Source organism: uncultured Ferrovibrio sp., assembly GCF_937960835.1.
Classification (GTDB): Bacteria; Pseudomonadota; Alphaproteobacteria; order Ferrovibrionales; family Ferrovibrionaceae; genus Ferrovibrio.
In genome coordinates this window covers 189083-206965 of sequence record NZ_CALGPC010000011.1, presented here as the reverse complement: position 1 = coordinate 206965, position 17883 = coordinate 189083, and the positions used below count along the sequence as shown (strand labels likewise).

11 protein-coding genes are annotated in these 17883 nt (G+C 59.9%); all 11 read left to right on the top strand.

Annotation, left to right across the window (positions count from 1 at the left end; all coding sequences use genetic code 11):
• Positions 1-457: 457 nt before the first annotated feature.
• The 11 genes from Q0603_RS12025 to Q0603_RS11975 all read left to right on the top strand — a co-directional run bounded on the left by Q0603_RS12025 (position 458) and on the right by Q0603_RS11975 (position 17863).
• Complete coding sequence (locus tag Q0603_RS12025; protein ID WP_298725935.1) at positions 458-3355, top strand: winged helix-turn-helix domain-containing protein; 2898 nt, start codon at positions 458-460, stop codon at positions 3353-3355.
• A 167-nt stretch (positions 3356-3522) separates the two neighbouring features.
• Entirely contained in the window at positions 3523-4506 is a 984-nt protein-coding gene (locus tag Q0603_RS12020; RefSeq protein ID WP_298725933.1) for a tripartite tricarboxylate transporter substrate binding protein, read from the top strand.
• Positions 4507-4527: 21 nt separating this feature from the next.
• Positions 4528-7398 (top strand): winged helix-turn-helix domain-containing protein, encoded by a 2871-nt coding sequence (locus tag Q0603_RS12015; RefSeq protein WP_298725932.1) that lies wholly within the window; start codon positions 4528-4530, stop codon positions 7396-7398.
• Positions 7399-7518: 120 nt separating this feature from the next.
• Positions 7519-7986, top strand: a complete 468-nt coding sequence (locus Q0603_RS12010) for a DUF1348 family protein (protein WP_298725931.1) — start codon at positions 7519-7521, stop codon at positions 7984-7986.
• Positions 7987-8100: 114 nt separating this feature from the next.
• Positions 8101-8565 carry a (2Fe-2S)-binding protein gene (locus Q0603_RS12005; protein WP_298725929.1) on the top strand — a complete coding sequence of 155 codons (465 nt, stop codon included), beginning with the start codon at positions 8101-8103 and terminating at the stop codon, positions 8563-8565.
• 2 nt (positions 8566-8567) lie between these two features.
• Positions 8568-10724, top strand: coding sequence for a molybdopterin cofactor-binding domain-containing protein (locus tag Q0603_RS12000; RefSeq protein WP_298725924.1), 2157 nt, complete (start codon positions 8568-8570; stop codon positions 10722-10724).
• Positions 10725-11646: 922 nt separating this feature from the next.
• Positions 11647-12267: a (2Fe-2S)-binding protein gene (locus Q0603_RS11995; RefSeq protein WP_366132613.1), complete on the top strand. Its 621-nt coding sequence runs from the start codon at positions 11647-11649 to the stop codon at positions 12265-12267.
• 3 nt (positions 12268-12270) lie between these two features.
• Positions 12271-13248 (top strand): xanthine dehydrogenase family protein subunit M, encoded by a 978-nt coding sequence (locus Q0603_RS11990; protein ID WP_298725922.1) that lies wholly within the window; start codon positions 12271-12273, stop codon positions 13246-13248.
• Positions 13245-15461, top strand: coding sequence for a xanthine dehydrogenase family protein molybdopterin-binding subunit (locus Q0603_RS11985; RefSeq protein ID WP_298725920.1), 2217 nt, complete (start codon positions 13245-13247; stop codon positions 15459-15461). Before Q0603_RS11990 ends, Q0603_RS11985 begins: the two co-directional genes overlap by 4 nt.
• A gap of 133 nt (positions 15462-15594) precedes the next feature.
• A complete protein-coding gene (locus Q0603_RS11980; protein ID WP_298725918.1) occupies positions 15595-17073 on the top strand; it encodes a catalase in 1479 nt (492 codons plus the stop codon).
• Positions 17074-17293: 220 nt separating this feature from the next.
• A complete protein-coding gene (locus tag Q0603_RS11975; RefSeq protein ID WP_298725916.1) occupies positions 17294-17863 on the top strand; it encodes a class I SAM-dependent methyltransferase in 570 nt (189 codons plus the stop codon).
• Positions 17864-17883: the final 20 nt, after the last annotated feature.

Below are 17883 nucleotides of genomic sequence, written 5' to 3'. Positions count from 1 at the left end.
TCATCTGCCCAGGCAATAGCCCCAAGGCCGATCATGAACTAAGATTGAAACCGGACCACCCTATGGGGTCAGGCCACAACCGTAGTATTCCGCACTGGCGCGGAACCTCACGGCCGTCTCTGGATCGGCAACGACTACCTATAAGGTTTGGTAATAGATTCGCGCAATCTCCTGATTTGAATTCGTGCCCCGCAACGGCCAAACTTCACGGGCGAGAAATTCAAAAGCCGAAAGAAAACCATTTATATTCAACGCATTACACGATACTTCGCTGCAATATCAGTGCACCGTCACTGGGATGATTCGTGGGTCATGGCGGCCCGCCCAAACCGGGACTGAGAGGCAATTGTCATTAGCTCGCTGGTGCGGTGGTCATATACTTGCATCCGCTGAAATCGGGGCGTGGCGCCACACGGCTGCCTGGCTAAAGTTTTGTCACCGAGGGGAGCGGTAACCGATGGCTACCCGGGATGTGGGGCCAGACCAGAATACGTACTTGTTCGGGCCTTTCCGATTTACGCCAGCCCGGCAGCTCCTTCTGCGTGACGGGAAGCCGGTCCGCATCGGTGCACGAGCGCTGGACATCTTGACACTGCTTCTGCGTCAGCCTGGAGAGCCGGTAAGCAAACAAGAACTTCAGGAATTTGCTTGGCCTGGCGCATTCGTCCACGACAGCAATCTCAGAGTCAACATCGCATCGCTCCGGCGCGCATTATCGGACACAGCAGAACACGCGTCCTACATCGCCTCTGTGCCCTGGCGCGGATACCGGTTTGTTGGGACAGTTGAAGTAATCTCAACCGCAGCCGAGAACCCGGTTGCCCCGATTGCGAGAGCACGCAAGCCGCTACCTGAACCAACCACAGTAATCGGACGATCCGAACAGATTAGAAAGCTGGTCAACACGATTGCTGAAGAGCGATGCACTACAATCGTGGGTCCAGGCGGTGTCGGAAAAACCACAATCGCCATTTCCGTGGCGCACCAGGTCAGAGAAACCTACAGGGACGGGATTTGCTTCATTGACCTGGCTACAATCGGCGACCCGCAGTACGTGGGGGCCGCTATTGCGAATGCCGTGGGCGCGCGGCAAACCGCTGACGACCATCTTACCGGCGTAGTAAACGCACTTCTCGGTCAGCGAGTACTGCTTGTTCTGGACAATTGTGAACATCTCCTGGCGCCTGTAGCTGCGGCTGTCAGTCGGCTTCTCGCAGCTTTGCCCGATGTGACAATTCTTGCGACCAGTCGAGAGCCCCTCGGGCATGTCCTGGAGCATGTCCACCGGTTGCCGATGCTCGAAGTCCCTGCAATTAGCCAAGGCGTAACCGCACAGCAGGCGATGGAGTATTCCGCCATAGAGCTATTCGTCACCAGGGCTCGTGAACGCGGCGAATACACCTTGACCGACCTCGACGCACCACATGTGGCTGCTATCTGCCAACAGCTGGACGGCATTCCATTGGCGATCGAGCTAGCCGCCAGCAAGACCGCAGCATTTGGGGTTCCGAAGCTGCTGACGCTGCTGGAGCAACGTTTCCGGCTGCTAAGCAATGGACCTCGAGATGCCCCAGTCCGCCAGCAAACACTGCTCGCGACGCTGGACTGGAGCTATCGGCTGCTATCTGACGACGAAGCGAAACTGCTGAGGCTGCTGTCTGTCTTTGCTGGCGTATTCAACATGGCAGACGCAGTTGCCTTGTCAGAAGCGAGCGGCTTAGACGCACCGCAAACCTTATCTGCACTCGAGCGCCTCAGTTCCAGGTCGCTCGTCGCAACGGAATACGAAAGTGGAGTTCTTCGGTGCCGTTTGCTGGAAACCACTCGGCTTTATGCAGCGGCAAGACTGGTGGATGAGTCCGAGCATGAACGTGCAATGCCCGTCTATGCTCGTCATATCCTTTCAATATTCGAGCGGGCAGATGCCGAGTGGTCAAAACGTGACAAGCACGCATGGATGGAAGAGTACGCGCCGAGGGTAGATGACCTGCGCAAGGCCCTATCCTGGGCCTTTGGCGCCAATGGAGACAAAAAGCTGGGCGTCACGCTGACGGCAGTCGCAATCCCCCTCTGGGAGGAGCTGTCGCTGGTCGGCGAATTCCGGTCCGCCGTCGGTAGGGCAGTGCACGAATTGGACCGCATCAAGGACTGCCCGACCAACATAAAGATGAAGCTGGCGTGGTCCCGCGCATCAGGGATGAACTTTGCGCAGCCGTTCACCGCGGAAACGGATGCAGCATGGCTCAACTGCTTCGAACTGGGCATTGAGGGAAACAGCACAGAGTTCCAGCTCCGCGGCCTGTGGGGCCTATCAGTGACCCTGATTTACACCGGGCGCTCCTTAGAGGCCATCGAGCGACTGAATAGGTTTAAGGAGATTGCCGAAGCGTGTTCCGATTGGTCGGCAATACCTGAGGCGGACCGTCTCCTGGGAATGGCCGAGATCTACCTCGGTCAGTTGAACTCCGCGAGCCAGAGACTTGAGAGGCTGGCTCTTCGATACGAGCGGGATCAGGTTCCGGTACGAAACACCAGGTACAATCTTGACCAGCTTGTAGCTATCAAGTGTTCGCTAGCGCTCGTCCTCTGGCTCTCGGGAGAACCCAAGCGGGCCACGCAGGTTTTGCGGGAAGCGACTGAACGGGCGGAGTCGATTGGCCATACTGTATCATTATCGAATCTGCTGTCCCTCGGATCGATACCGATCGCTTTGTGGGCTGGCGATCTCGAGGCCGCTGCCAAGTATCAGGCGATGCTGGAAGAAGATGGCCGCCGGGAAGATATCGAGATCTGGGGTCGCGTGCGCCGCTTTTTCGCGGCGGTCCTTCGAGCCCGACGGAATGAACTCGGCGCCTTAACAGAGGCAAGGTCCAAGCTGGAAGACCTCATCGCCTGGGGGTTCACCATGCGGGCGCCGATGTATTACTGCATGCTTGCTGAAATGCATCTCGCGAACGGCGAGATCGACAAGGCGGGCAGCGCCATGCGCGAAGCACGCAAGTATGCTGTGCTGCCAGGTGAGAGATGGTGTCTGGCTGAGGTACTCCGCGTAGATGGTCTGATCCAACTGCGCGCCGGTAACTCCTCGGCCGCAGAGCGACTGTTTGCGGATGCAATCAGAGACGCGCGAGAAATAGGTGCTTACATGCTAGAGGCGAGAGCGGCGCTGGCTCTATCGGAATTACTCGTCGCGGAGGATCGCTTTGACGATGCATTTAGCGTCGTCGACTCGGCGTACGCCAAAATGAGTGAGAAAACCGGGTGTCCCGAGCTTATCGAGGCACAAAACCGGATCCGGAATCACCAGAGGGCTAGCGTAGAATCCTCCGCTTCGTCAGGTCGGGTAACTAGCTAGCCTGTGCCGAGGCGTCTCGGCCTTGATTACCGATCCAAGTTGTTGGATTCCCTGACTTTAACAACTCTTAACGCCAGTTCTCATCTTAACCGGCGTATCATTTGGGGCACACCTAATAACAGCAAAGCAGCGGGTTTTACGACACGCTGAATTGGGGACGTAGCGGCATGAGGATAACCCGCCGAAGTCTGCTGAATACTGCAGCGGCATTCGCTAGCACGGCTTTTGCGGTTCCTGGCTTGGCACAGCAATGGCCCACTCGCTCCATAAAAATCCTCAGTGCATATCCGCCCGGCGGCTTGGTCGACTTATTTGCACGGGCCTACGGCGCCCACATCTCTGTCCGGCTAGGTCAGCCAGTCCTGATAGAGAATCGGCCAGGGGCGAGCGGAATCGTCGCCGCACAAGCCATGATCCAGGCACCCCCCGACGGCTATACGCTGATGGCTACGTTATCGTCAGCACTGATATCAAATCGCGTTCTGTACGAGACGTTGCCATATGACCCGGATAAGGACTTCTCATTAATATCGAGCATGTCCACCGGACAGCTTCCTTTGATCGTCCACAAATCAACTGGGGTTACCAACCTCGCAGAATTGGCGCAGTACGCCCGAAGCCATCCCGTGAACTTCGGCAACTTCGGCCAGGGCACTTATGGCCATCTTGCCACACTCGAGTTGAATCGTCATTTCGGGATCCAGATGGAGCCGGTTCAGTATCGAGGCGAGGCGCCGATGTGGAAGGACTTGGCCGCCGGGATTATCCAGTGCGCAACCGGTACCTATCCGGGGGCTATCAGCGTCATTCAGTCAGGTGAAGGCCGGGCGATCGCTATGACGCACGATCGCCGGATGAAGCGGCTGCCGGACGTGCCGACATATCTCGAACAAGGTCTCCCATCGCGCACGTTTCAGCTGAAAACATTTGTTTGCCTGGTGGGGCCTGCAGGAATGTCCGAGGCGATGATTAAGACGCTTTCGCGCCTTGCGGTTGAAGCAGGCGAAACCGAACAGATGAAAGCCATTCTCGATACGTTTGGCATTGAGGAAGCGGCGACGGACGACGAAGCCTTCAAGCGATTACTCGCTGAAGAGACCGGCCCGTGGACGGAACTCGTGAGAAGTCTCGGGCTGGCTGCGAGCAGATAAGGGGTTTGTGTGACAAGTCCGATGCAAGTTCAAGAGGACGTTCGCCCCGGTATCGCGTTCGGGCCATTTCGATTGTATCCGGCGGAAAGGTTGCTCGTACGGGATGGCGAGCCGATGCAGATCGGCGGGCGCGCACTCGACCTACTAATTTGCCTTACCGAGAAGCCGGGCAAAATCGTAGGAAAGCGCGAACTCATCCACAGAGCTTGGCCGAATCTCACAGTCGAAGAAAGCAGCCTCCGCTTCCACATCGTTAACCTGCGCAAGGCGCTCGGAGATGGCCAGCCCGGGACGCGGTATATCACCAATGTTTCCGGCCGAGGCTACTGCTTTGTTGCCCCCGTCGCGGCCGCAGTCGGGGCGAATACTCCTCGAATCATAGAGATCCACTCCAAACCTCAAGCGGCGGTAAACAACGCGGTCGCTCATGACTTGCCAAGACGGCTCGATCACATCTTTGGGCGCGATGATGCAATTGCCCAAATTGCTCGACAGCTTCAGCAGAAGCGTTTCGTTACTATTCACGGGCCGGGCGGAATTGGAAAAACGACGGTCGCGATTGCAGTCGCCCATTTGCTGGTCCAGCACTTCGACGGTCACATCTGCTTCCTGGATCTCGGCACAATTTCCGACGCATCACTGGTGGCCAGTTCGTTGGCTTCTTCTCTCGGGTTGACTGCCGTGATGAGCGATTCGGTGCCCGCCGTTATCGAATATCTCCGTGAGCGCCGGTTGCTGGTCATCTTCGATTGCTGCGAGCACGTCATCGACGCTGTCGCAGAACTGGCCGAGCGCCTCTACCAGGAGGCACCAAGGGTCAGCATTCTGGCGACAAGCCGTGAGCGGCTGCGGGTAGAGGGTGAAAGCGCCATTCAGCTGGCCGCTTTGGACAATCCGCCACTGCAATCAGTTTTATCGGCAGCCGAAATCGATCGATTCGCCGCCACTCGACTGTTTGCTGATCGCGCTGCCGCCGCCTTTGTTGACGACCAGATCAGCGATCAGGATGCCGAGGTTATCGCCGATATTTGTCGTAAGCTCGACGGCAATGCATTGGCTATCGAGTTGGTGGCGGGACAGGTCTCGAAATATGGGCTGCAGGAAACTTCCAGCCTGCTGGATGGTAAGCTCGGGATCCTTCTTCGCGGGCGCAGAACTGCGGTGCCCCGCCACCAAACGTTAAAGGCAACGGTGGAGTGGAGCTACCAGCTACTCGACGAGGCGCAGAAGTCGTTGCTTCAGAGGTTGTCTATATTTGTAGGGTCGTTCAGTGCCGATGATGCCGAGGCCGTCGGAACGACAGATGATGATGACCGCGATGTTCTGACCTCGCTGGAGGCACTGGTAGAAAAATCCCTAGTTGTCGTTCTGAGGGGCGCCGGGTCAGTCCGGTACCGCCTCCTGGATTCCACCAAGGCCTACGCAAACGAGAAGCTGATGGCGGAGACCGATCCGATGGCGCTGAAGCGGCGCCATGCCGGGCACATCGTCAGGCTCCTGCAGAAGCGTCGAAGTGAAAACCTTCCGCCCACCTCTGCCCGTGCAGAGAATAGGTTGTTATTGGGCGACGTCATTGCAGCCCTGCAATGGAGCTTTTCGTCCGACGGTGATCGCGACCTGGCGCCAATTCTAGCGGCAGGGGCAACCAGTCTGTTCATATCGTTATCGATGCTGAACGAGTGTCGACGGTGGTGCGAGAAGGCACTCGCAATATTACCTAGTACCAATGACACGGCGAAGACGGCTTTGGTCCTGAATGCCGCACTGGGTCACTCCCTCATGCTCACCGAGGGAAACCGAGATCGTGCCCGAATGGCGATGGAACGAGCTTTAGAGCTCGCCGAGAGTCTCGACGACAAGCCAAACCAGTTTCGGCTTCTTTGCCGAATGCACATGTATTTTAGGCGTACAGGCGAGATATCCATGCTCGTGCCAATTGCCCGGCGGTTGGAGAGTCTCGGAAATGCACTTGGGGATCCGGCCGCGCTATCGGCCGCTCACACGCTACTCTCAGTGGGATATCACCTCATTGGCGATCAGTTGACCGCGCAGAGCCACATCGACGTCGTTCTTCATTTGAAGGAATACGAGAAAGTTCAGCCCAGTCACTATGCATTCCATCGCAGCCCGTACATTGCTTCGGCCCGTTGCCAGTGGCTACTCGGGTATCCGGAGCAAGCGCGCACTATGGCATCACGCCTGGAGGACGCAGATAACTCGCCTGATGCGGTGACCTACTGTATTGCACTGATATGGGGAGCCACTGTTTTCCAATGGCTCCGGGATTGGAAGCGTGTTGATGGTTTCGCGAAGCGGGTCATCGTCCACGCTAGAGATCACTCACTCCGTCCTTATCTAATGGTCGGCTTGGCTATCGAGGGTGAAACGCTCCTAGCCGACGGACAGCTCAATGCTGGACTCGCGCTGCTTAAGAGTTCAGTTGCCAACCTGCACTCGGAGCAATACGAGCTCTACATACCCCGTTTCGAAGGCTCAATGGCTCGGGCGCTACTTAAGCAGGGGCGAGGTGATGAGGCCCGAGCCCTCATCGATAGTACGATCGAAAGAATCCAGCAGGATGGCGATTACTTCGAAATGCCGGAACTGCTACGAATTAAAGGTAAGGTCATGGCGTACCAGAAGGATATGGATGGTGCGCGCGAGGCGTTCAGCAGTGCAATCGACCTTGCTGACCGACAGGGAGCTCTTGCGTGGCGCTTGCGTGCTGCAATGAGCAATCTTCGCCTCTTGAAGGGGACCGCAGAGGTCCACACCGCCCTTTCGGATCTGGAGGCGACCTATAACAGGTTCACCGAGGGCTTTGATACCCCCGACTTGGTGGACGCAAAAACACTGCTCAGCCGCTACTCCAGTGCCCTTGCACAATCCTGAATTGTCGTAGGTCAAACCTCATCGCAATCCTTCACGACATCTAACAACAGGTCTGCCGGAAAACGTGCATCTTGGGCCCTCTAGGAAATCCAAAAGAATGCAATTATCTCGGAGTCGCTGATGTCATCCAGGCTGCCTTTGCCGCCTTATACGTATGAAACCGCGGTCCAAAAAGTGAGGAGCGCGGAGAACGCGTGGAACACACGGGATCCGCATATTCTGTCTCTCGCATTCTCTCCGGAATGCCGATGGTTTTCCCGCTCTGGCGCCCTGCTCGGTCGCAAGGCCATCGAGGAGCATTTGGCCAGGAAATGGGCGGTCGAGCTGGAATACCGGGTCGCGATGGAGCTGTGGGCATTCATGGACAATCAGATTGCAGTTCGCATTGCATATGAGTGTCATGACGTCGACGGTGTATGGTCGAGATATATCGGCCACTCCAGCTGGGGTTTTGACCCTAAAGGCCTGATTGCAGAGCGCTACTCCAGCTTCAACATCGAAGCGATTTCCGAGGAGCAAAGGCTTTTCCGCTGGCCCCTCGGTGTCCGACCGGAAGGGTATCCCGGTCTCAAGGAGCTCGGGCTCTAAGTCATTGCGCCGCTGACGAAACTCGCAAAATCTAACAAAAGTAAACCGGCGCTTCTGCAGCTGATCCGGTACTGATTCTGGCCAGTTCACCAGCAACAGTATTGGGGGGCATCCATGCGCATCCAAGTGAATGGTACGGCACGCGACGTAGAGGTAGATCCGGATACGCCGCTGCTTTGGGTCTTGCGCGATGTCCTGAACATGACCGGCACGAAGTTTGGCTGCGGTGCCGCCCTGTGCGGCGCCTGCACGGTAATGGTCGATGGTGTCGCGGTGCGGTCCTGCATCACGGAAGTCGGTAGCATCGGCAGCGGAGCCGTCACCACCATCGAGAAGCTGGGAGACACAAAGACAGGACAGGCCCTTCAGAAGGCCTGGCTCGACGTCGATGTGGTTCAGTGCGGTTATTGCCAGTCCGGCCAGCTGATGCAGGCGGCCGCCCTTCTGGAGGTGAATGCACAGCCTGACGATGCGGCGATCGACGACGCCATGGCGGGCAACATCTGCCGTTGCGGCACCTATCCCCGCGTTCGAGCCGCTATCAAGCAAGCGGCGGCCGACCTCAAGGGGAGGCGGTAATCATGAGCGCGACATTCGAAACCACCCGCCGCGCGGTATTGGCCTTCGGCGCCGCAGCTGCCGGTGAACTGCTCATCGGTTTCACTGGCAAGGGCATAGTGGCTCAGGCGCAGACCCCCGCTGCCCGAGACGCCATTCTTCAGTCGGGTACCTTCATCCGCATTGACCGGCGAGGCCAGATCTTCCTGGTCGTTCCATACGCCGAAATGGGGCAAGGGGCGCTCGCGGCCGTGGCCATGCTGGTCGCCGAGGAACTCGAAGTCTCCCCGTACGCAATCAAGACCGAGATGGCTCCTGGAGACGACAAACTTTACGGCCATCCGCTCTTAGGCGACCAGATAACCGGTGGCTCTCTCGGCGTCCGAGGTGCCTGGAAGCAGATGCGGCAGGCCGGAGCCGCGGCTAGGATTGTGCTTATCCAAGCTGCCGCGCAGGGTTGGTCCGTCGACCCGTCGACCTGCCACGCTCAGGACGGCTACATCATTCATGCTGCCAGCGGTCGCCGGGCGCCCTATGGGGATCTGGTCGAGCGCGCACGCGCCCTGCCGGTGCCGCAGGACCCTCCGATCCGGGACGGCAATTTTAAGGTCATCGGCAAGTCCATGCGGCGGACCGACGCCGCGGAGAAAGTCAATGGCTCGGCGCTTTACGGCATTGATGTCCGTATGCCGGGCCTCAAATATGCCGCCCTGATGCTCAGCCCTGTCCTGGGCGGCAAGCTCGTCGACGTAGACCCGGCGCCCGCCATGGCGATCCGGGGCGTCAGTCAGGTGGTGAAGCATCCCGAAGCCATTGCCGTGGTGGCGAGCAATACCGGTGCGGCTCGCAAAGGCTTGGCCGCCTTGTCGCCCCGCTGGGCGGGCGGGAATACGACCCTGAGGACGGCAGATCTTGTTGCCGATCTCGACAGCGGGACGAAGGTGGCCGGTCTCGTTGCGACTACAGGGGGCGATAGCGCCGCTGCGATGGCAAAGGCAGCCAAAGTCCATCAGATGGACTTCCGGATGCCGATGCTGGCCCATGCGGCCATGGAGCCGCTGAACTGCACCGTCCATTACCGGCAAAACGCCTGCGAGATCTGGGTCGGCAGCCAGGGCCCCGGGCGGGCTCGCAAGCAGGTCGCAGCGGCCCTCGGGCTGCCGGAAGACGCTGTGACGGTCCACAATCACCACATCGGTGGCGGATTCGGGCGTCGATTGCAGTCGGAATGGATCGTCCTGGCCGCTGAGATCGGCAGCAAGGTCCAGGGTCCGGTCCAGATCTGCTGGGGACGCGAGCAGGATTTCCGGCACGACGCGTTCCGGTATCACAACCACAGCGCCGTTAAAGTCGGCGTGGACGACAAGGGCAAGCCGGTCAGCTTCGAACACCGGGTCGTAGGCCCCTCCATTATGTCCTGGTTCCTGCCAGCCTACGTCAGGGATGGCGTCGACCTCGACGTGGTGAATGGTGCATCCGGCTCGTATGAGTGGCCAAACCACCGGGTAGAGTATGTCCGAAAAGATCCCCCAGCCGGGCTGCTCGCTGGCAACTGGCGAGGCGTGGGTGAAACCCGAAACTGCTTCGTGGTTGAGACCGTGGTGGATGAGCTGGCTTATCAGGCCGGTCAGGACCCAGTGCAGTACCGGCGTGCGTTGCTGAAGCCCGGCTCCAGGATTCTGCATGTCCTGGACCGAGTCGCCGAAGCTTCGAAATGGGGTTCGCCGCTGCCGCGCGGTTCGGGCCGGGGTGTCTCGGTCCTCGAAGGCTTCGGCAGCTACATGGCCGTGGTCGCAGAGGTCGAGCTGCCGGGCAGCAATAGCCTGCGCCTGAAGCGCATCACGGCTGTTGTCGATTGCGGGCAGCCAGTCAACCCGAACATTGTCCGGCAGCAGATCGAGGGCGGCCTGATCTACGGCATAAGCGCCGCGCTCTATGGGCGGGTGACGATCCATAACGGGCAAATTCAGCAGACCAACTTCCATGACCACCCTGTCCTGCGCATGAACGAAATGCCCGACATGGAGGTAATCGTCATCGACAGCAAGGAGGCTCCTGGCGGCGTCGGAGAGCCAGGCACTGCGGTCCTGGCGCCCGCCATCACCAATGCCATCAAAGCCGCAGGCGGACCGCGCCTGTATTCACTCCCCATCGACCTCACCGTGGAATCCCGAGCATGACGGCGAACGCAACAAAAGTCAGGCGCACAGCGAGATGGGCAGCGCCCGTCCTCGCAACCGTGGCGGTGGCAGCTCTAGGGACATACGTCGCCGAAGCGCAGCAAGCCCGGTCTAACAATCTGATGACACCGGGCGTCCAGAGGGCAGTGGCGGCGACTGGACTCGCACCTGTCGAAAGCTTTTCCTCCATCCAGAACACGGCTGAGCGGTCGATCGCCTTGTTCCTGGAGGCCAGCAAAGTGGTTGAGCATCCCCGATGCATCAACTGCCACCCGGTCACTCGCAGGCCGACCCAGGGCGATGATATGCATGCGCATGTACCGCCGATTACATCCGAGGCGGCCACTCATGCGGCGGGAGTGCCATGCGGCTCCTGTCATGGCCAGAGCAATCGCCCCACGGGAAGCGCCGGAATCCAAAGCATCCCCGGTGCGCCACATTGGGGATTGGCACCGCAATCCATGGGGTGGCAGACGCTTACATCCGGCCAAATCTGTGAGCAGCTGAAAGACCCGAAGCGAAACGGAAATCGCAGTCTCGAACAGATTCGCGTCCACATGAGCGAAGACCACCTTGTGGCCTGGGCATGGCATCCGGGCCAAGGGCGCACGCCTGCGCCTGGCACGCAGGAGCAGTTCGGTAGCTTGATTGCGGCATGGATCGCTACTGGCGCTCATTGTCCGAAATAACAGTCGTCGGAAAGACGCTGACGGAAACCCACCTGCGGATTGCTGGCAGGTGGGTTTCATTTTTTCACGCATTAGCAACAATGTCGCGCGCGTGAGGAGTTGTGTGCGGCCCATATCGAGGCCGATCAGGTAGAACGCTAACAAAGCCAAACATCATCTAACTCGCTCCCGTGCAATAGCCGTGAGAGCTTACTGACGACGCCACATGCAAGTGGCTCAGACAGGGAGCAATCATGACCGGCAAATCTGATATTGCGCCTGAAAGCAGGCAAGTAGGCACAGCAGAAATGTCGCGGCGCGATGTTCTGAATCTCGCCGGTGCGGCAGCTTCAGTGACGGTTATCCCAACCGTGGCAGGTTCTGCAAAATCACAGTCCGCGGCTCAGCCGGGAACGATGCCCGTCAGCTTCACCGTGAATGGCCAACGGCAGCAGCTCTCCATTGACCCTCGGCAGTCGCTTCTCGACGTGCTTCGCGAGAAGCTGGATCTCACCGGGGCCAAGAAGGGCTGCAACCAGGGTGCTTGCGGTGCCTGCACCGTCCTGGTCAACGGCCGCCGGGTGGTCTCGTGCCTGACGATGGCTGCCACCCAGCAGGGTGCCGAAATCGTCACCATCGAAGGGCTCGCCTCCGGTGACCAGCTTCACCCCCTTCAGCAGGCGTTTATCGAGCATGAAGGGCTCCAGTGCGGGTTTTGCACGCCTGGCCAGATCATGTCCGGCGTCGCCTGCATCAAGGAGGGCCACGCTAGGTCGCCCGAGGAAATTAAGTACTGGATGAGCGGCAATATCTGCCGGTGCGGTGCCTATCCCGGCATCGTGGCTGCAGTGGCCGATGCTGCGAAAAGGAGCTGAGCCATGCTGCCGTTTCGTATCGAACGCCCGCGCACCGTCAATGAAGCCATCAATGCCGCCGCTGCTGGAGGCCGGTACATCGTTGGCGGTACGACTCTGTACGACCTCATGCGAGAGGAAGTCGAACGACCCGAGCGGCTGGTCGATATCAACGGGCTACCGTTATACGGGGTCAGCGTCGACAACGGTGCTGTCGTAATCGGCGCGCTGACCAAGATGTCGGACGTTGCCGCAAATCCCGACATTCTCCACATGCATCCCATCGTGTCGGAGACGCTGGTCGAGGGGGCATCGCCGCAGCTCCGCAATATGGCGTCCATAGGCGGGAACCTGCTTCAGCGCGTCCGCTGCCCGTATTTCCGCATGCTTGACGCCGCCTGCAACAAGCGGGCGCCGGGAACTGGTTGCTCGGCAATCGACGGCATGAATGGCGGTACCGCTATTTTCGGCACCAGCTCCAGCTGCATCGCCACGCACCCATCCGACCTGGCCGTAACCCTCGTAGCACTGGATGCGACGATGAAGGTCCGGGGTCCCAAGGGTGAGCGGATCTTTCCGGTCAGCCAACTGTACCGGATGCCGGGTACTACCCCCCATCTCGAGCACACCCTGATGCCAGGCGAACTCATCATTGAGGTGCGAATCCCGGCATATCAGGGCCGCCGGACCGGTCGTTATCTGAAGGTTCGCGACCGCTCGTCCTATGAGTTCGCTGTCGTGTCGTCCGCTGCAATCCTTGAACTCAACGGCGGCACGATCACTCAGGCCTGCGTTGCGGTCGGCGGCGTCGGGACCGTTCCCTGGCGCATGCCGAAGGTGGAGGCGGCGCTTACCGGAAAACCGGCTAGCCGGGAGGTGTTCGAGCAGGCCGCCGCGGTGTCCTTGGAAGGCCACAAGGCTCTGCCGGGCAACCATCATAAGGCCGATCTGCTTCCCCGGACTATCGTCCGCTCCCTCGAACTGGCGCGAGATGCAGCATGACAAGCCAAGCCATTGGAAACCCCATCCCTCGTATCGACGGCCGCGCCAAGGTTACCGGTCAGGCCAAGTATGCGGCTGACTTCAACCAACCCGGGCAGGTTCACGCGGTCATCGTCCCCGCGACAATCGGGCTTGGCCGCGTCACCAGGATCGATGCTGACAGCGTGAAGGCCATGCCGGGTCTGATTGCCGTCATCAGTCACCTGAACGCGCAACGCCTGCCTTACAACCCTCACAAGGGCGCCATCGACCCGCAGGAAGGCGAGCGGCTGCACGTTCTCCAGGACGACAAGGTGCACTTCTATGGACAGCCGGTTGCCGTGGTGGTCGCGGAAACCCTGGACCAGGCCGAACGCGCCGCTAACGCCCTGCGGATTGAGTACGAGAGCCAGAAGCCCGCTGTGGAAGCTCACTTGCTGGTCGGGAGCGCGATTCAGCCGAATCGGGCTGGCCGGTCCGGTGACAGCGCGATCGGCGACGCCGATGCAGCCTTGGCCAACGCGGCGGTCAAGGTGGACGCGAAGTATGAAATGGCTCGCGAAAACCATAACCCGATGGAGCCTCACGCCACTGTTGCGTCCTGGAATGGCGACCAGGTGACGCTCTGGAGCAAGAGTCAGTTCGTCGTGAACGAACAGGCCGAAATAGCGGCTGTCTTCGGGATCCCGGTCGAGAATGTCCAGGTGATCTGCCCATTCATCGGCGGCGCCTTCGGCACAAGCCTGCGCACCTGGCCGCATGTGACCCTGGCTGCCCTGGCTGCCCGCCACGTGAAGCGCCCGACCAAGCTGGTGCTTACCCGAAAGCAGATGTTCTACACGACGGGGCACCGGCCCCATTCGATCCAGCGTCTCGCGCTGGGTGCCAGCCGGGATGGCAAGCTGACCGCACTCATCCATGAGGGCTTCACTGAAACGAGCCGGTACGAGAACTTCGTAGAGGCGCTGATCTCGAATTCCGGCTTCATGTACTCCTGCCCGAACGTCCGGCGCCAATACCGGCTCATCCCGACGGACACAAGCACTCCGACCTATATGCGCGGTCCCGGCGAGGCTGACGGCGTATTTGCCCTGGAGTCCGCCCTGGACGAGCTGTCCTATCTCGTCGGGTTGGATCCCATCGAGTTGCGTCGCCGGAACGAGCCAAAGGTGGACGAGTCTAACGGAAAGCCGTTCTCCAGCCGGTCCTTGCTGCAATGCTACGACCTCGGCGCCGAAAGGTTCGGTTGGTCCAGGCGTGCCGCTCAGCCCCGCTCGATGCGAGATGGGCGACTGCTCATTGGCATGGGCATGTCCACCGCGACTTATCCGGTCCTGTACAGCCCGGCCAGTGCGCGCGTCCGCTTACTGCGGAATGGCATTGTCGAAATCGAGGCGGCTGCCAGCGACATGGGGCCGGGCACCTATACATCGATGACCCAGGTTGCGGCCGACACCTTGGGGATACCGCTGGAGCAGGTCCGGTTCAGCCTTGGGCGGTCGAACTTCCCGCCCACTCCGCCCCATGGAGGGTCACAGACAATGGCGTCGGTGGGCTCGGCGATCCGGGCAGCCTGTCTGAACCTGCAGAAGGATGTGACCGCCCTCGCAGTTGCCGACCGTTCATCGCCCGTCTACCAGCTTTCGGCAGGCCAGGTGGCTTGGCGTGACGGGCAACTGGTGCCAACCAGCGGCGGCACCGGCATCAGCTACAGGGATATCGCCGCCCGGCACGGTCAGCCGATGGAGGCGTTTGCGTCGGCCCGGCGGCAGCAGGAGGTCGCTGAAAGGTTTTCGATGCACGCCTTCGGTGCCGTTTTCGTCGAGATCGCGATCAATCCTGATGTCGGCATTATCAAGGTGCGGCGGATAGTCGGCGCCTACGGTGTCGGAAAGGTGGTCAATCCCCGCCTGGCAAGGAGCCAATGCACGGGCGGTTTCGTCGGTGGCATCGGCATGGCCCTGATGGAGCAGACCGTCCTGGACAGCAGGGATGGCCGTCCGGTGAACGCTCATATGGCGGACTACCTGATGCCGGTGAACCTCGACATGCCGGAAATGGAAGCGCATTTCGTCGATGAGCATGACCCCCATGTCAATGAGCTCGGGGTCAAAGGCCTCGGCGAGATATCCATAACCGGCGTCGCTCCCGCCATCGCCAATGCTGTCTATCACGCGACAGGCAAGCGGGTTCGCGAGCTTCCCATCCGCCTTGAGGATGTCCTGTCGACATAGCTCCTGATTTCGTCCCCGTCCGGTTTGGCTTCCTCCCCCTCGTAGCACTGGCCATCCGGAAAACTGTCGCCACCCGCTCTTAGTCCCCGGGTGGGTGGCGACCTTTTTTAATCGAAACCACAGGAAGTTTGAGATGGCTGCCAGCAAGAATCCACCGTCATTGACCCATGCCAATGGCTGTCCAGTGGCAGACAACTTCAACATCATGACAGCCGGGCCGCGTGGTCCAGCGCTGCTGCAGGACATCTGGCTGATCGAGAAGCTGGCGCATTTCGACCGAGAGGTCATCCCCGAACGCCGCATGCACGCCAAGGGCTCGGGCGCTTACGGCACCTTCACGGTGACCAAGGACATCTCCCGTTATACCAAAGCCAAAGTCTTCTCCGAGGTCGGCAAGAAAACCGACCTGTTCGTGCGCTTCTCGACCGTCGCCGGTGAGCGCGGCGCTGCCGATGCAGAACGCGATATCCGCGGCTTCGCCATCAAGTTCTACACCGAGGAGGGGAACTGGGACCTGGTCGGCAACAACACGCCGGTTTTCTTCCTGCGTGACCCGCTGCGTTTCCCTGACCTGAACCATGCCGTCAAGCGCGACCCGAAGACCGGGATGCGCAGTGCCAACAACAACTGGGACTTCTGGACACTGCTTCCCGAGGCGCTGCATCAGGTCACCATCGTGATGAGCGACCGCGGTATCCCAAAGTCGTACCGCCACATGCATGGCTTCGGGAGTCATACCTTCAGCTTCATCAATGCCCAGGACGAGCGCTTCTGGGTCAAGTTCACGCTGAAGACACATCAGGGTATCGAAAACCTGACCGATGCCGAGGCAGCTGCCCTGGTCGGCGCTGACCGCGAAAGTCATCAGCGTGACCTGTTCACCAGCATTGAGAAGGGCGATTACCCCCGCTGGACCCTCTACGTGCAGGTCATGCCGGAGGCGGATGCGCTGACCTACCGATTGAATCCGTTTGATCTGACCAAGGTCTGGCCGAAGAAGGATTACCCGCTCATCGAAGTGGGTGTCCTCGAGCTGAACCGGAACCCGGAGAATGTTTTTGCCGAGGTCGAGCAGGCGGCCTTCTCTCCGGCCAATATCGTGCCGGGCATCGGCTTCTCGCCCGACAAAATGCTGCAGGCGCGGCTGTTCTCCTATGGCGACACCCAGCGCTATCGCCTCGGAGTGAACTTCAACCAGATCCCGGTGAATGCGCCGAAATGCCCGTTCCACAGCTACCATCGGGATGGCGCCATGCGCACGGACGGCAATCACGGCGCCCGCATTGCCTATGTGCCGAACTCCTACAGGGAGTGGCAGGACCGGCCTGAACTCAACGAGCAGCCGCTGGAGCTGCGCGGTGCCGCCTGGCACTGGGACCACCGCCTGGACGACGACTACTATTCGCAGCCCGGCGACCTGTTTCGCCTGATGACACCCGCCCAGCAGCAGGTGCTGTTCGAGAATACGGCCCGCGCCATGGGTGACGCGTCCCCCGAAATCAAGCGGCGGCACATCGAGAACTGCTTCAAGGCCGACCCCGCCTACGGTGCCGGTGTGGCCAGGGCGCTCGGTTTGACCGTCACTCAGCACTCATCCGCGGATGCTGCCTAGGCCGTAGCCCGAGACCAGAGTTTACCCCGAGAAGTTTACCAACCCCCGTCAAGGAGACACTTGGGCTCCAGCTGGTACCGGTTACCGCTGCTCAGAACGTCTGTCCGCCGGGTGCGGTGCTGCTCTCGGAGAGCACTGCAGGTGGCCAGCACCGAGCGTACTGCGCCTATTAGTGTCCGACTGCACTCTGAATGAAACCGCACCGTTGCCGGGAACCCGAATGAGCCGTCTGGAAAGTCATATTCGCCGCCTGCAAGCTCAGTGTGAGCTGCTCAATTGGGCGACATCGATCCAAGAATCCAGAAACTCTGTGGCCTTGGATCTCGGGCTCGGCAACGGGCGGACCTACAATCATCTCTGTGAGCGTCTGCCGGGGTGGAGGGTTGTGGCCTTTGACCGCCAGAACGCTGCCGACCCGAAATCTCTGGGACCCAAGAGTGAGGTTGTCCTGGGCGAATTCCAGGTCACGCTACCGGAGTTCGCAGCTCGTTACCCCCGTTCAGCTCGTATCATTCACAGCGATGCCGGACTGAGCGACCCATCCGCCAACGCTCGTCAAATGCAGATGCTTGGAGCGGTCATGCCAGAGCTGGCCGCGGACGGAGCCATCATCCTTAGTGACCAGGAGCTGGCACATCCGTTGCTTCAACGCATCCATCCACCTGTCGCCGTGCCGGTCGGCCGGTATTTCGCATATGAGCGCATAACTGCCAGCCTCGGGCTGCGGCGAGCAAGGCGGTCAGCGCTGGTCACCGCTCATGGAGGAGGCTATGCCCCAGAATTTGCGTAAACTCATCCTGGTAGCGGGTC

Excerpts from the sequence above, each read along its gene's own strand:
- Q0603_RS11985 (WP_298725920.1), top strand. The coding sequence starts at position 13,245 with ATGACAAGCCAAGCCATTGGAAACCCCATCCCTCGTATCGACGGCCGC.
- Q0603_RS12005 (WP_298725929.1), top strand. The coding sequence starts at position 8,101 with ATGCGCATCCAAGTGAATGGTACGGCACGCGACGTAGAGGTAGATCCG.
- Q0603_RS11990 (WP_298725922.1), top strand. The coding sequence starts at position 12,271 with ATGCTGCCGTTTCGTATCGAACGCCCGCGCACCGTCAATGAAGCCATC.
- Q0603_RS11980 (WP_298725918.1), top strand. The coding sequence starts at position 15,595 with ATGGCTGCCAGCAAGAATCCACCGTCATTGACCCATGCCAATGGCTGT.
- Q0603_RS12020 (WP_298725933.1), top strand. The coding sequence starts at position 3,523 with ATGAGGATAACCCGCCGAAGTCTGCTGAATACTGCAGCGGCATTCGCT.
- Q0603_RS11995 (WP_366132613.1), top strand. The coding sequence starts at position 11,647 with ATGACCGGCAAATCTGATATTGCGCCTGAAAGCAGGCAAGTAGGCACA.
- Q0603_RS12010 (WP_298725931.1), top strand. The coding sequence starts at position 7,519 with ATGTCATCCAGGCTGCCTTTGCCGCCTTATACGTATGAAACCGCGGTC.
- Q0603_RS12025 (WP_298725935.1), top strand. The coding sequence starts at position 458 with ATGGCTACCCGGGATGTGGGGCCAGACCAGAATACGTACTTGTTCGGG.
- Q0603_RS11975 (WP_298725916.1), top strand. The coding sequence starts at position 17,294 with ATGAGCCGTCTGGAAAGTCATATTCGCCGCCTGCAAGCTCAGTGTGAG.
- Q0603_RS12000 (WP_298725924.1), top strand. The coding sequence starts at position 8,568 with ATGAGCGCGACATTCGAAACCACCCGCCGCGCGGTATTGGCCTTCGGC.
- Q0603_RS12015 (WP_298725932.1), top strand. The coding sequence starts at position 4,528 with ATGCAAGTTCAAGAGGACGTTCGCCCCGGTATCGCGTTCGGGCCATTT.